This is a genomic window from Streptomyces sp. NPDC046349, assembly GCF_055587885.1.
The window spans coordinates 62,402-75,643 of the sequence record NZ_JBVJFK010000016.1; the positions used below are offsets into that span (position 1 = coordinate 62,402).

11 protein-coding genes are annotated in these 13,242 nt (G+C 74.5%); 10 read left to right on the plus strand and 1 reads right to left on the minus strand.

Going from position 1 to position 13,242, the window contains the following annotated elements; translation table 11 throughout:
* Nucleotides 1–54: 54 nt before the first annotated feature.
* The 3 genes from ACZ6JS_RS31450 (at nt 55) to ACZ6JS_RS31460 (ending at nt 2,482) form a co-directional block, all read left to right on the plus strand.
* On the plus strand, nt 55–1,206 hold the full coding sequence (locus tag ACZ6JS_RS31450) for an acyl-CoA dehydrogenase family protein (RefSeq protein WP_469303015.1): 1,152 nt from the start codon (nt 55–57) through the stop codon (nt 1,204–1,206).
* Nucleotides 1,203–1,601: a RidA family protein gene (locus tag ACZ6JS_RS31455; protein ID WP_469303016.1), complete on the plus strand. Its 399-nt coding sequence runs from the start codon at nt 1,203–1,205 to the stop codon at nt 1,599–1,601. The genes ACZ6JS_RS31450 and ACZ6JS_RS31455 overlap by 4 nt, the downstream gene beginning before the upstream one ends.
* A 197-nt stretch (nt 1,602–1,798) precedes the next feature.
* A complete protein-coding gene (locus tag ACZ6JS_RS31460) occupies nt 1,799–2,482 on the plus strand; it encodes an alpha/beta fold hydrolase (protein ID WP_469303017.1) in 684 nt (227 codons plus the stop codon).
* Between the two features lie 505 nt (nt 2,483–2,987).
* On the opposite strand, the gene ACZ6JS_RS31465 is transcribed toward ACZ6JS_RS31460, so the two are convergent.
* A complete protein-coding gene (locus ACZ6JS_RS31465; RefSeq protein ID WP_469303018.1) occupies nt 2,988–4,367 on the minus strand; it encodes an aminopeptidase P family protein in 1,380 nt (459 codons plus the stop codon).
* 174 nt (nt 4,368–4,541) lie between these two features.
* Between ACZ6JS_RS31465 and ACZ6JS_RS31470 the strand changes: the two genes are divergently transcribed.
* From ACZ6JS_RS31470 to ACZ6JS_RS31500, 7 genes are all read left to right on the plus strand, one after another.
* The gene (locus tag ACZ6JS_RS31470) at nt 4,542–6,926 is read left to right on the plus strand and encodes a collagenase (RefSeq protein ID WP_469303177.1); all 2,385 of its coding nucleotides are present in this window, start codon (nt 4,542–4,544) and stop codon (nt 6,924–6,926) included.
* Nucleotides 6,927–7,008: 82 nt separating this feature from the next.
* Nucleotides 7,009–8,190, plus strand: coding sequence for an NAD(P)/FAD-dependent oxidoreductase (locus tag ACZ6JS_RS31475; RefSeq protein WP_469303019.1), 1,182 nt, complete (start codon nt 7,009–7,011; stop codon nt 8,188–8,190).
* Between the two features lie 142 nt (nt 8,191–8,332).
* Entirely contained in the window at nt 8,333–8,644 is a 312-nt protein-coding gene (locus ACZ6JS_RS31480) for a (2Fe-2S)-binding protein (protein WP_469303021.1), read from the plus strand.
* Nucleotides 8,625–10,187, plus strand: coding sequence for an FAD-dependent oxidoreductase (locus ACZ6JS_RS31485; RefSeq protein ID WP_469303023.1), 1,563 nt, complete (start codon nt 8,625–8,627; stop codon nt 10,185–10,187). Before ACZ6JS_RS31480 ends, ACZ6JS_RS31485 begins: the two co-directional genes overlap by 20 nt.
* A gap of 73 nt (nt 10,188–10,260) precedes the next feature.
* Nucleotides 10,261–11,175 carry a dihydrodipicolinate synthase family protein gene (locus tag ACZ6JS_RS31490; RefSeq protein ID WP_469303025.1) on the plus strand — a complete coding sequence of 305 codons (915 nt, stop codon included), beginning with the start codon at nt 10,261–10,263 and terminating at the stop codon, nt 11,173–11,175.
* A 20-nt stretch (nt 11,176–11,195) separates the two neighbouring features.
* Nucleotides 11,196–12,200, plus strand: a complete 1,005-nt coding sequence (locus ACZ6JS_RS31495) for a proline racemase family protein (protein ID WP_469303026.1) — start codon at nt 11,196–11,198, stop codon at nt 12,198–12,200.
* Nucleotides 12,197–13,216, plus strand: coding sequence for a proline racemase family protein (locus ACZ6JS_RS31500; protein WP_469303028.1), 1,020 nt, complete (start codon nt 12,197–12,199; stop codon nt 13,214–13,216). The genes ACZ6JS_RS31495 and ACZ6JS_RS31500 overlap by 4 nt, the downstream gene beginning before the upstream one ends.
* The last annotated feature ends 26 nt before the right edge of the window (nt 13,217–13,242 follow it).

Consider the following 13,242-nt stretch of genomic DNA (forward strand, 5'->3'; position numbering starts at 1 on the left):
GTATCGTGATGCTGACGGCAGTCAACAGGACGCGATAGAGGCGGGGACCTTCGGATGACCGGATTCGCGCTCGGGGTGGACCAGGAGGAGTGGTGCGGGCGGTTGCGCGCACTGTCGGCCGAACGGCTGAGGCCGCTGGCGGAGAAGGGGGAACCGGGCCGGGTCAACCGGCCGCTGCTGGCGGCGCTGGGCGAGCTGGGCCTGCTGGAGCGGGTGTTCGCCTCGGGCGCCCTCGAACTGTGCCTGTTGCGGGAGTCCCTCGCCTACGGGTGCACGGAGGCCGAGACCGCGCTGGCCCTCCAGGGGCTGGGGGCGTACCCGGTCCTGCGGGCGGGCAGTGAGGCGCAGAAGGAGCACTGGCTGCCCCAGGTTCGGGCGGGGCGGGCCGTGGCCGCCTTCGCGCTGAGCGAGCCGGGGGCGGGCTCGGACGCGGCGGCGCTGGCGCTGGCCGCGGTCCGCGACCCGGCCGCCGGCGGCGGGGGCGGCTGGCGGCTCAGCGGGGAGAAGTGCTGGATCTCCAACGCCCCCGAGGCGGACTTCTACACCGTGTTCGCCCGGACGGGTGAAGGTCCGGGCGCGAAGGGGGTGTCGGCCTTCCTGGTCCCGGCGGACCGCGAGGGCCTCGCCGGCGAGCCGCTCGACATGCTGTCGCCGCACCCCATCGGGTCCCTCCGCTTCGACGGGGTCCGGGTCGGACCGCGCGACCTGCTCGGCGAGCCGGGGCGGGGCTTCCGCGTCGCCATGGACACCCTGAACCTCTTCCGGCCCAGCGTCGGCGCGTTCGCGGTGGGCATGGCCCGGGCCGCGCTGGACGCCACGCTCGCGCACACGGCGGGGCGTACCGCGTTCGGCGGAACGCTGAGCGATCTCCAGGCGGTGGCGCACCGGGTGGCCGAGATGGCCACCCGCACCGAGGCGGCCCGGCTGCTCGTGTACGCGGCGGCCGGGGCCTACGACCGGGGTGCGGCGGACGTCCCGCGGCGTGCGGCGATGGCGAAGCTGCTGGCCACGGAGACGGCCCAGTACGTGGTGGACCACGCGGTCCAACTGCACGGAGCGGTCGCCCTGCGGCGGGGCCACCTGCTGGAGCACCTCTACCGGGAGGTGCGGGCGCCGCGGATCTACGAGGGGGCGAGCGAGGTGCAGCGCACGATCATTGCGAAGGAGCTGTACGGGGCGCTGGGCGGGGAGGTGACCGGCCGATGAGCCTGGACCGGATCAACCCGGCGGAGCTGTCGCCCGCGAGGGGCTTCTCGCACGCGGTGGTGGCCACGGGGTCGCGGCTGGTGTTCCTGGCGGGACAGACGGCGCTGGACGGTGCGGGCAAGGTGGTGGGGGAGACCCTGCCGGAGCAGTTCGAGACGGCCCTCGCCAACCTGCTGTCGGCGCTGGCCGCGGCGGGCGGCGCCCCGGCGGACCTGGCCCGGGTGACGGTGTACGCGGTCGACGTGGCCGCATACCGGTTGCATGCGGCCGAACTGGGCCGCATCTGGCGGCGGGCGGCGGGCCGCGACTACCCGGCGATGGCCGTCGTCGGCGCCGTCCGTCTCTGGGACGAGGAGGCGCTGGTGGAACTCGACGGCCTGGCGGTCCTCCCGTAGCGCGCCCCTTCGACCTCCGCCGGCTTGCCCTGCCGCCGGGCCGTCCCGGATCCCGCGCGGGCTTCGGGACGGCCCCGGACCCCGGATTCCGAGGAAGAGGAAGGGACGAGATGCGGGGCGGGCGGGGCCGGTGTGGACTCGGAGGGCCGAGCGGTGTCCGCGGAACGGGCCCGCGCTTCGAGTGGAGGAACGTTTCGATGGCGCCGAGCAAGCCGAGCATCGTCTTCGCCCACGGCCTGTGGGCCGACGGGTCCTGCTACAGCAAGCTGATCCCCGCCCTCCAGAGCGAGGGCCACGAGGTGGTGTCCGCGCAGAACCCCCTCGACTCCCTCGCGGGGGACGTCGAAGCGGTCCACCACGCCCTCGGGCGGGTGGGCGGCCCCGCCCTCCTCGTCGGGCACTCCTGGGGCGGCTACGTCATCACCGCGGCCGGCACCGACGAGCGCGTCGCCGGTCTCGTCTACATCGCCGCCCTCGCCCCGGATGCCGGGGAGACCCCCCAGGACCTGATCGGCAAGTTCGAGGCGCCCCCGCTGTTCTCCCACCTGGACAACGAGGAGGGCCGTATCTGGATCTCCCGGGACGGTATCTCCGACTTCGTCGGCGACCTGCCCGAGGCGGAGCAGCGGGTGGTCTGGGCGACGCAGGGCGCTCCGCGCGCCGAGGTGCTGGGCGCCACCGTCGACGAGCCGGCCTGGAGGACGAAGCCGAGCTGGTTCCTCGTCACCACGCAGGACAGGGCGGTCAACCCCGAGCTCCAGCGGTTCGCCGCGCAGCGCATGGGCGCCACGTGCGCGGAGGTCGCCTCGGCGCACGTCCCCATGCTGTCCCGGCCGGAAGCCGTCCTGGACCTGATCCGCAAGGCCGCCGCGTCGCTCTGAGGGCTGTCCCGTCATCCCCGGCGGATCGGCGCTCGGCGTCGGATGCGGTGCATCGCACGGCGGAGGAGCGTCCACGTACGGCGGAGGAGCGTCCTCGTACCGGGCGTGTCCGGGCGTTCCGGCAACGCAGCGAGGCGCCGTGGCTGCCGTCGTGCGCCCGCCGGGGGATCGCGGGGCAGCCCGTCGGCTCGCCCGGCGGAACCGGAACGCTCCTGCCGCCCTCGCGGTACGGCGAAACGTGTCCTTCGGCGCGCCCGCCGAACGAAGCCCCGGCCTCGACGGGCGCCGCCGTCGGCGGGTCGGCGGAAGGCCTCTGCCCCGCCCGGAGGCGGGCGGGCCGCGGCCGGCCGTGGCCCAGGGCCGGCAGGAGACCGGCGTCCTCGGAGGCGGCCAATGCGGCCGGCAGGCGCAGGCCCTCTTCGGAGGGCGAGCCGGATCCCGGTGCTCGGCCTCCCGCGCAACCTGCCCCGGGCCGGCCCGGAGGGCGCCGGGGCGCCCCACCGGCTCAGGTGCGCCCGTCCTCCAGGAGGCCGGCCATCCAGTCCTCGATGCCCGCGACCGTGCGCGGCAGCGCGCCCGACATCAGGCGGGCACCGTCCGCTGTGATCACGAGGTCGTCCTCGATGCGGACGCCGATGCCGCGCAGTTCGGCCGGGAGGGTCTCGTCGTCGGGCTGGAGGTACAGGCCCGGCTCCACCGTCAGGACCTGGCCCTCCTCCAGGACTCCGTCCAGGTAGGTCTCCGCCCGCGCCTTCGCGCAGTCGTGCACGTCGAGGCCGAGCATGTGGCCGCTGCTGCACAGCGTGTACCGCCGGTGCAGGTCGCCCTCCGCGTTCTTCAGGACGCCCCACTCGGCCAGCCCCTCGGCGATCACCCGCATGCCGGCCCGGTGGAAGTCGCCGAAGCTCGCTCCCGGGCGCAGCGCCGCCATGCCCGCCTCCTGGGCGGCCAGCACCAGTTCGTAGACCTGCCGCTGCACGGGTGAGAAGCGGCCCGACAGCGGGAGGGTGCGGGTGATGTCCGCGGTGTAGAGGGTGTCCGTCTCCACGCCCGCGTCGAGGAGGAGCAGTTCGTTCCCTGCCAGCCGGCCGTCGTTGCGGATCCAGTGCAGGGTGCACGCGTGGGCGCCCGACGCGGCGATCGTCTCGTAGCCGGTGCCGTTGCCCTCGGCCCGGGCGCGCAGCCCGAAGACCCCCTCGATCCAGCGCTCCCCGCGCGGGTGTGCCAGCGCGCGCGGCAGGGCCCGTACGACGTCCTCGAAGCCCGCGGTCGTGTGGTCGACGGCCAGCTGGAGCTGCTCGACCTCCCAGGCGTCCTTGACGAGGCGCAACTCCGCCAGTGCGGAGGCGAGTTCAGCGTCGTCGGCCGCGTGGCGGCCCTCCGGTGCGCCGAGGGAGTCCAGGTGCGCGCAGCGGATGCCGGTGAGGCGCTCCGCCTCCGCCAGGTCCGGGCGGCGGCCCACCCAGAACTCGCCGTACCGGCGGTCCCGGTAGAACTCCCCGTCGCCGTCCGCCCGCGGCGAGCGCGGCCGCAGGTGGAGCACGGCCTCGTGGGCGTGCGGGCCCGACGGCTCCATGACCAGGACGTGGCCGGCCTGGTCCTCGCCGGTGAGGCCGGTCAGCCAGGCGTACGCGCTGTGCGGGCGGAACCGGTGGTCGCAGTCGTTGGAGCGGACCTTCAGCTCGCCGGCCGGGATGATCAGCCGCTCACCCGGGAAGCGGGCCGAGAGCCGTGCCCGGCGGGCCGGGGTGACGTCGTGGGCCGGGACCCGTGCGGAGAGGGGCAGTGGGGAGGCGGCCCAGCCGCCCGCCATGAACCGGGACAACTCCGGTGACACCGGACGGTCGTGGCTGCCCGTGTTGAGGCGGGCGGGGGAGTCGGTCACGGAGGCTCCTTCACGGAAGACGCGAACTGGTGGGCGCACAGGTCTTGTCAGTGCAATTTCACATTACTATGTTACAGCTCACACCGCGGCACGTTAATCCCCGTCAAACGCCGCGTGACGCAGGGCAGTTCACGCACCACCCCCCACCTCACCCTCTCCGAACAGGAGTTCTCGGTGCTCAAGCACAGAGCTGTGCGCTCTTCCCTTCTCGCCTCCGCCATAGCGGTGACCCTCGTCGCCACCGCGGCGCAGGGCACCACGCAGGCCGCCGAGTCCGCGGCCCCCGCCGCGTCCGCCGGCGCCCAGGCCGCCCCGTCCGCCGGCGCGGCCCACGGCCCCACGGGGAATCCGTTCGACGAGGTCGACCGCTTCGCCGACGCGAAGGACAACGCCCCGGCTCCGGCCCCCGCCCCGGGCGGGCTGAACCTCTCCGGCCAGGTCCCCGGCGCGGCCCCCGCCAGCGCGCCCGCCCAGGAACTGGAGAAGCGGGGCCGGGCGGCCAAGTCGGCTCCGACCGCGAAGAGCGTCGCCGCGGGCGTCCCCTGCACCCTCGACGGGATCACCAACCTCACGCCCGAGCAGTTCGCCGACTTCCTCGCCGACCAGGCCGTGCTGGCCGACGGCTGCCTGCGCGGCCTGATCTGGACCTGGGACGCCCGCCTGGCCCCCGTGATGTCGGACGCGCACGTCCAGGCGGTGTCCCGCCGGATATCCGCCCTGGCCGCCGCACACGACGGCCGCAATTCCTCCCACCTGGAGGAGATGTTCACCTACCTGCACGCCGTCGCCTACCACGACTTCTCGCGCGACGAGATCGACGTCACCGACGCCCCGACCACCGCCGCGATACGCAAGGCCATCGACGACTACGGCAACGCCGCCCGGACCTTCGACGTCACCCCCACCAACGCCCGCACCCTGCGCGAGGCCCTCTACGCCGCCGGTCCCGGCCTGCGCCAGCACCAGCTCGGTCTGGTGAAGAAGGTCCTGGCCACGATGGACCCGGCCCACCCGGCCACCCACCTCGACCCCGGCTGGGCCGGCGCCGTGCTCGCCGCGCTCTCCACCAACTACCTCGGCGTCTACCCGGGCAACCAGGACACGGCCTTCCACGCCGCCGTGGCCGCGGACCCCGCCTACCGCGCAGCCTTCAAGGCCTTCTCCGGCTACACGCACCTCAAGGGCACCGGCAACGCCTGGGTGGTGCGCGACGCGCTCAGCGAGTACGCCCGCTTCGGCCAGGTCGAGGGCCTGCGCGACCCTGTCGTCGCCGACCTCGGCGCGATGCTCGGGCCCCTGAAGGCCGGCTTCGGCGACGGCAGCGAGCCGTGGGCCAAGGTCGTGTCCTGGCTCAACTTCTACGAGGCCTGCAAGCCGCACGGGGTGTGCAAGGAGGACATCGAGAAGCAGATCTTCCCTTACACCTACACCTACGACAACGGCGCCATCAAGGTCCGCACCGGCCTGGACCGGGCCACCGTCGACCAGCTCTACTACGCCAGCAAGCAGGTCAAGGCCCAATACCACCGCGTCCTCGGCACCGACCAGCCGCTCGCGGGCGACCCCAACGCCACCCTGAACATCGTGCTCTACGGCTCCCGCGCCGACTACGTGAACTACCACCCGATCCTGACCGGCTACGACACCAACAACGGCGGCATCTACATCGAGAACGGCGCCACCTTCTACACCTACCAGCGCCGCGTCCCGCAGGACTCCTCCCTCACCCTCGAGGAGCTCTTCCGCCACGAGTACACGCACTACCTCAACGGCCGCTTCGCCGTCCCCGGCTTCTTCGGCCAGGGCCCCTGGTACGAGGGCGACCGCACGACAGCCATGGACGAGGGCACAGCCGAGTTCTTCGACGGCGCCACCCGCGACAACGGCATAGCCGTCCGCAAGTCCCTCGTGAAGAGCATCATCGCCGACACGGCCGGCGGCGGCCCGCGCATGAGCGTCGAGCAACTGCTGAACGCCACCTACGACGGCGACGGCTTCCGCTTCTACAGCTACGCCGGCACCTTCTTCGAATTCCTGTGGACCGAGAAGCCCTCGCTGCTGCGCGAGATGTACACCCACCTGCGCGCCGACGACGTGGCGGCCTACGACGCCTGGCGCCACCGGCTGGGAGCGGACACCTACCTCCAGCGCGACTACGACCGGTTCCTGGACGCGCAGATCGCCAAGGTCGACCAGCTCTTCGTGCCGAACACCGCCTTCACCCCCAACGACCAGCTGCGCGACTCCGCGCTCGCCTCGGTGAAGTCCGCCTTCGCCACCGCCACCTACAACACCCCCGACTGCGTGGAGAACGGCGACCCCGGCAAGCGCCGCTTCACCTGTACCGGCCGGATCACGGCGAACCTGAAGAACTGGCGCAGCGACGACCAGAACTTCAAGGACATGTCGGAGACGGTCGACTACTTCATCCTCGACCGGGCGGGCGCCGCCTCGAACAACCTCGCCGACATGAACTGCTCCTTCGGCCCGCCGGAGATCTGGAGCAACAAGGTCGCAGCGACCTCGGGTTACAGCTGCGAGGGGCCCCTGCGCAGCTGACGGACACCCGGACCGGTCCTGCACCTGAGGAGGGTGCGGGACCGGTCTGGGCAGGCGCTAAAGAATGTGACATATTACTGCCGTGCTCAAGAGACACTCCCTGGACGCCGTGATCATCGGCGCCGGCGTCGTCGGAGCGGCCTGCGCCTACTACGCGGCCCGCGCCGGACTCTCCGTGGCCGTGGTCGACCGCGGAGCCGTCGCGGGCGGCACCACCGGCGCCGGCGAAGGCAACCTGCTCGTCTCCGACAAGGAGGCGGGCCCCGAGCTCGACCTCGCCCTGCTCTCCGCGCGACTGTGGACCGAACTCGCCGAGATCCTCCCGCCGGAGGTGGAGTACGAGCCCAAGGGCGGGCTCGTCGTCGCCCCGGACGGAACCGCCGTGAAGGCCCTGCGAGCCTTCGCCGAGCGGCAGCGCGCGGCCGGGGTCGACGCGGTCGAGGTGCCCGCGCACGCCCTGCACGACCTGGAACCCCACCTGGCGCCGGGCCTCGCGGGCGGATTCCACTACCCTCAGGACGCGCAGGTCCAGCCGGCGCAGGCCGCCGCCCGGCTGCTGGCCGCCTCGGGCGCCGAGACCCACCTCGGCGAGGAGGTGACGGAGGTCCTGCTGGACCGGGGCGGCGCCGTACGGGGGGTCCGCACCCCCCGCCGGGAACTCCGGGCCCCCGCCGTGGTGAACGCGGCCGGCACCTGGGGCGGGCACATCGCCTCGCTCGCCGGCACGGACCTGCCCGTCCTGCCGCGCCGCGGCTTCGTCCTGGTGACCGAACCGCTGCCCCGGGTGGTCCGGCACAAGGTCTACGCCGCCGACTACATCGCGGACGTCGCCAGCGGCTCGGCCGCCCTGCAGTCCTCGGCCGTGGTCGAGGGCACCCCCTCGGGGCCGGTCCTGATCGGCGCGACCCGCGAGCGGGTCGGCTTCGACCGGAGCCTGTCGACCGAGGCGCTGCGACGGCTGGCCTCCCAGGCGGCGGCGCTCTTCCCCGTACTGGCCGACGTGCGGGTCCTGCGCACCTACCACGGCTTCCGCCCCTACCTGCCCGACCACCTCCCGGCGATCGGCCCCGACCCCCGCCGCCCGGGGCTGCTGCACGCCTGCGGCCACGAGGGCGCCGGAATCGGCCTGGCCCCGGCCACCGGGCTGATGATCGCCGCCGCCCTGACGGGGGCGGAGCCGGCACTCCCGCCGCAGCCCTTCCGCCCCGATCGCTTCGGCGGGGACGGGGCGGGCCCGGCGGGCCTCGAGGGCGGGTCGGCGTGAGGCCGGGGCCGCCGCCCCGGCGGACCGGCCCGCCCCGTGCGCACCGCAGCCGCGTGTGCACCGCGCGGCCCGTGCGGTGCTCCGTCCCGCCTTCGCACCCCCGTCCGCCGTACGGCGCAATCCGACCGAGGAGGGTCTTCTGATGCGCAGTCCCCGCTCCCTGGTGGGCGGCAGCCCCCGGTCCCGCTTCACGGTCGACTTCGACGGCCGTGAACTGCCCGCGCAGGACGGCCAGAGCGTCGCCGCGGTGCTCTGGGCCGCCGGGATCCTCGCCTGGCGGACCACCCGTGAGGGCGGCGCGCCGCGCGGGGCCTTCTGCGGGATCGGCAGCTGCTACGACTGCCTCGTCACCGTCAACGGCCTGCCGAACCAGCGCGCCTGCCTGGTCCCCGCCCGGCCGGGCGACGCCGTCACCACCCAGGAGGGAACCGGCCATGCCGATCTCGCCGTCTGACCCCGCCGAGCCGCCCCGCTCCGCGGGACAACCCCGATCCACGCAGCCGCCGGCCGCCGCCGGCGCGGATCCGGTCGACCTGGCCGTCGTCGGGGCCGGGCCGGCCGGGCTGGCCGCCGCCGTCACCGCCGCCGGGCTCGGGCTCCGGGTGGCAGTCCTCGACGCGGGCGACCGCCCCGGCGGGCAGTACTACCGCCACCCCGCGCCCGGTCTGGGCGCGGCCCGCCCCGAGGCCCTGCACCACGGCTGGGCCGACTTCGCGACCCGCGAGGCCGCCCTGCGCGCCCACGAGGCGGCGGGCCGGATCACGTACCTGCCGCTCCACCACGTGTGGACGGTCGTCCCGGGCGGGGCGGCCGGGGCGCCCGGCGGACATGCCGCGCCCGGGCGGGCGGGTGGCGCCGCGGCGGCCACGGAGTGGACCCTGCACGCCGTCGCCGGCCACGCCCCCGACGGGCGGGCCGCGGCCGTCACGGCCCGGGCCGTCCTCATCGCCACCGGCGCCTACGAGCGCCAACTGCCCTTCCCCGGCTGGACCCTGCCAGGAGTGGTCGGAGCCGGCGGGGCGCAGGCCATGCTCAAGGGCGGACTGGTGCTGCCCGGCCGGCGCGTGGTCGTCGCCGGGAGCGGCCCACTGCTGCTCGCGGTGGCCGGGTCGCTGGCCGCCGCCGGAGCGGCCGTGCCCGCCGTGGTGGAGGCCGCCGCCTACACCGCGTACGCCGGGCAGGTACCCGCCCTGCTGCGCAACCCCGGCAAGCTGGTCGAAGCCGCGTCCTACGGCGGGGCCCTGGCCCGCCACCACGTCCGGCTGCTCACCCGGCACGCCGTCACGGAGGCCCACGGCACCGGCCGGCTCGAGGCCGTCACCGTGGCCCGCCTCGACCGCGACTGGCGCCCCCTGCCCGGCACCGCCCGCCGGATCCCCTGCGACGCGCTCGCCGTCGGCCACGGGCTGGTACCGCAGCTCGAACTCGCCACCGGACTCGGCTGCGCCACCCGGCCCGGCCCCGACGGCACCGTCGCCCTGGCGGTGGACGCCGTGCAGCGCACCTCCGTCCCCGGCGTCTGGTCCGCGGGGGAGACCGGCGGTATCGGCGGAGCCCAACTGGCCCTGACCGAGGGAGAGCTGGCCGCGTACTCCGTCGCCGCGGCGCTGCACCCGCGGCGGTCGGACCCGGGCGCCGACCGCCGCGTCACCCGCCTCACCCGCCGGCGTGCCCGGCTGCGCGCCTTCGCCGACGCGATGGCCGCCGCCCACCGGCCCGGCGAGGGCTGGACCGGCTGGCTCCGGGACGACGCCGTCGTGTGCCGCTGCGAGGAGGTCCCGGCCGGCCGGATCCGCGAGGCGGCCGGGGACCTCGGGGCGCGGGACGCCCGTACGGTCAAACTCCTCACGCGGGCCGGCATGGGCTGGTGCCAGGGCCGCATGTGCGGACCCGCCGTCGCCGCCCTCGCCGGACAGGAGCCCGCGGCTGACCGGCGCCCCTTCTCCTGCCCGGTCCCGCTGCGCGACCTCGCCGAACTTCCCACCACCGACCGCTGATCAGGGTGTCCCGGCCCTTGTGGCCGCGCCACACCCACTAGTAAAATGTCACACACCACACTAGGGAGCTCTCATGACCAACGCGCACACCCCCGCGCCCCGCACCCGGCCCTGGCACGGAATCATGGTCGCCACCGCGCTCCCCCTGCGCGAGGACCTCACCGTCGACTACGACGCCTATGCCGAGCACGTGGCCTGGCTGGTCGACAGCGGCTGCGACGGCGTGGTCCCCAACGGCTCCCTCGGGGAGTACCAGACCCTCACCGACGAGGAGCGGGCGCGCGTCGTGCGCACCGCCGTCGAGGCCGCCGGCGACGGCGACCGCGTGATGCCCGGCGTCGCCGCCTACGGCAGCGCCGAAGCCCGCCGCTGGGCCGAGCAGGCCGCCGAGGCCGGGGCCGGCTCCGTGCTCCTGCTGCCGCCCAACGCCTTCCGCGCGGACGAGGAGACCGTACGCGCCCACTACGCCGAGGTCGCCCGCGCCGGGCTGCCCGTCGTCGCGTACAACAACCCCATCGACACCAAGGTGGACCTCGTCCCGTCCCTGCTCGCGCGGTTGCACGCCGACGGATCCATCGTCGCCGTGAAGGAGTTCAGCGGGGACGTGCGCCGCGCCTACGAGATCGCCGAGCTCGCCCCTGGCCTCGACCTGCTCATCGGCGCCGACGACGTCCTCCTCGAACTCGCCCTCGCTGGCGCCGTCGGCTGGATCGCCGGCTACCCCAACGCGCTCCCGAACGCCTGCGCGACCCTCTACCGGGCCGCCGTCGCCGGCGACCTGGACACCGCCCTGCCGCTCTACAAGTCCTTGCACTCCCTGCTGCGCTGGGACTCCAAGACCGAGTTCGTCCAGGCCATCAAGCTCTCCATGGACCTGGCCGGCCGCCCCGGCGGCGCCACCCGCCCGCCGCGCTTCCCGCTCACCAGCGACACCGAGGCCGCCGTCCGCGCCGCCACCGAGAAGGCCCTGGCCGAGGGCCTCAACTGACCAGCTGAAGGGGACGCCTGATGCGCACGCGCCACGTCTACCACGCGGTGGACTCGCACACCGAGGGCATGCCGACCCGGGTCGTCACCGGGGGAGTCGGGGTGATCCCCGGCGCCACCATGGCCGAGAAGCGGCTCCACTTCATCGAGCACATGGACCACGTACGGACCCTGCTGATGTACGAGCCGCGCGGGCACTCCGCGATGAGCGGCGCCGTCCTGCAGCCCCCGACCCGCCCCGACGCCGACTACGGCGTCCTCTACATCGAGGTCTCGGGTCTGCTGCCGATGTGCGGGCACGGCACCATCGGTGTGGCCACCGTCCTCGTCGAGACGGGCATGGTGCCCGTCGTCGAGCCGGTCACCACCGTCCGGCTCGACACGCCGGCCGGGCTGGTGAGCGTCGACGTGAGGGTGGAGGACGGGGCGGCCACGGCCGTCACCCTCACCAACGTCCCCTCCTTCAGCGTCGGCCTCGACCTCAAGGCCGACGTGCCCGGCCACGGCACGGTCACCTACGACCTCGCCTACGGAGGCAACTTCTACGCCTTCGTCGAACTCGACTCCCTGGGGCTGCCCTTCGACCGGGCCCGCAAGGACGACCTGCTCGCCGCCGGGCTGGCCGTGATGGACGCGGTCAACGCAGGGCCCGACCGGCCCGTCCACCCCGAGAACCCCTCCATCGCCGGCGTCAAGCACGTCTACCTCGCCGCGCCCGGCTCCGACGCCCGCCGCTCCCGGCACGCCATGGCCATCCACCCCGGCTGGTTCGACCGCTCGCCCTGCGGTACGGGCACCAGCGCGCGGATGGCCCAGTTGCACGCTCGCGGCCTCCTCGAACTCGGCGCGGACTTCGTCAACGAGTCCTTCATCGGGACCGAGTTCACCGGCCGGCTGGTCGAGCGGACCACCGTCGGCGGCCTGCCCGCCGTGGTGCCCACCGTCACCGGCCGGGCCTGGATCACCGGCACCGCCCAGTACTTCCTCGACCCGTCCGACCCCTTCCCCGGAGGCTTCCTCCTGTGATCACCGTCCGAACGGTGGACTACCACACCGCCGGCGAGCCCTTCCGGATCGTCGACACCGCCGGCGCGGGCATGCCGCCCGTCCCGGGGGACACCGTCGCCGAGCGCTGCGCCACCGCCATCGGTCCGGGCGGATCGGGGACCGCGCCGCGCCGGGGCGCGCTGGACGACGTACGGCGGATGCTCGTGCAGGAGCCGCGCGGGCACGCCGGGATGTACGGCGGCTTCGTGGTCCCCGCCGACGACGACGGGGCCCACTTCGGCGTCCTGTTCTGGCACAAGGACGGCTACTCCACGGCGTGCGGCCACGGCACCATGGCGCTCGGGGCCTGGGCCGTGGACAGCGGCCGGGTTCCCGCCCCGGACGACGGGGACGCCCCGGTGCGGATCGACGTACCGTCCGGGCGGGTCACCGCCACCGTCCACCGCGGCGGGGGCCGCACCACCGGGATCACCTTCCGCAACGTGCCGGCCCGGGTGAGCGCCCGCAAGGTGCCCGTCGCCACCTCGCTCGGACTGGCCGAGGCGGACATCGCGCACGCGGGCGCCTGTTACGCCTCCGTCCGCGCCCGCGACCTCGGCCTGGAGGTCTCGCGCGCCGCACTGCCCGCGCTGGTGCGCGCCGGGCAAGAGATCCGGGCCGCCCTCGCCACCCATCCCGCCACCTGGCACCCCGGCGGCCCGCTCCTGTCCGGTGTCTACGGGGTGATCCTCCACGAGGAGCTGCCCGACACCCCGTTCGGACCGCACCAGCGCAACGTGACCGTCTTCGCCGACGGGCAGGTCGACCGCTCGCCCTGCGGCTCGGGCACCTCGACACGGCTCGCGCTGCTCGCCGAGGACGGACGGCTCGGCCCGGGCGAGGACCTGCTGAGCGAGTCCGTCACCGGCACCGTGTTCACCGGCCGGATGCTGGACGGCGGGGTCACCGAGGTGACCGGCAGCGCCTACCGCACCGGTGAACACTCCTTCGCCGTGGACCCGTACGACGCCCTCGGCACCGGGTTCCTGCTGTGACGCCCGCCGCGACGTCGATACCCCAG

What these genes read in the sequence shown, in the direction of transcription:
- ACZ6JS_RS31450 (WP_469303015.1), top strand. Translation starts at nt 55, where the DNA reads ATGACCGGATTCGCGCTCGGGGTGGACCAGGAGGAGTGGTGCGGGCGG.
- ACZ6JS_RS31455 (WP_469303016.1), top strand. Translation starts at nt 1,203, where the DNA reads ATGAGCCTGGACCGGATCAACCCGGCGGAGCTGTCGCCCGCGAGGGGC.
- ACZ6JS_RS31460 (WP_469303017.1), top strand. Translation starts at nt 1,799, where the DNA reads ATGGCGCCGAGCAAGCCGAGCATCGTCTTCGCCCACGGCCTGTGGGCC.
- ACZ6JS_RS31480 (WP_469303021.1), top strand. Translation starts at nt 8,333, where the DNA reads ATGCGCAGTCCCCGCTCCCTGGTGGGCGGCAGCCCCCGGTCCCGCTTC.
- ACZ6JS_RS31485 (WP_469303023.1), top strand. Translation starts at nt 8,625, where the DNA reads ATGCCGATCTCGCCGTCTGACCCCGCCGAGCCGCCCCGCTCCGCGGGA.
- ACZ6JS_RS31490 (WP_469303025.1), top strand. Translation starts at nt 10,261, where the DNA reads ATGACCAACGCGCACACCCCCGCGCCCCGCACCCGGCCCTGGCACGGA.
- ACZ6JS_RS31495 (WP_469303026.1), top strand. Translation starts at nt 11,196, where the DNA reads ATGCGCACGCGCCACGTCTACCACGCGGTGGACTCGCACACCGAGGGC.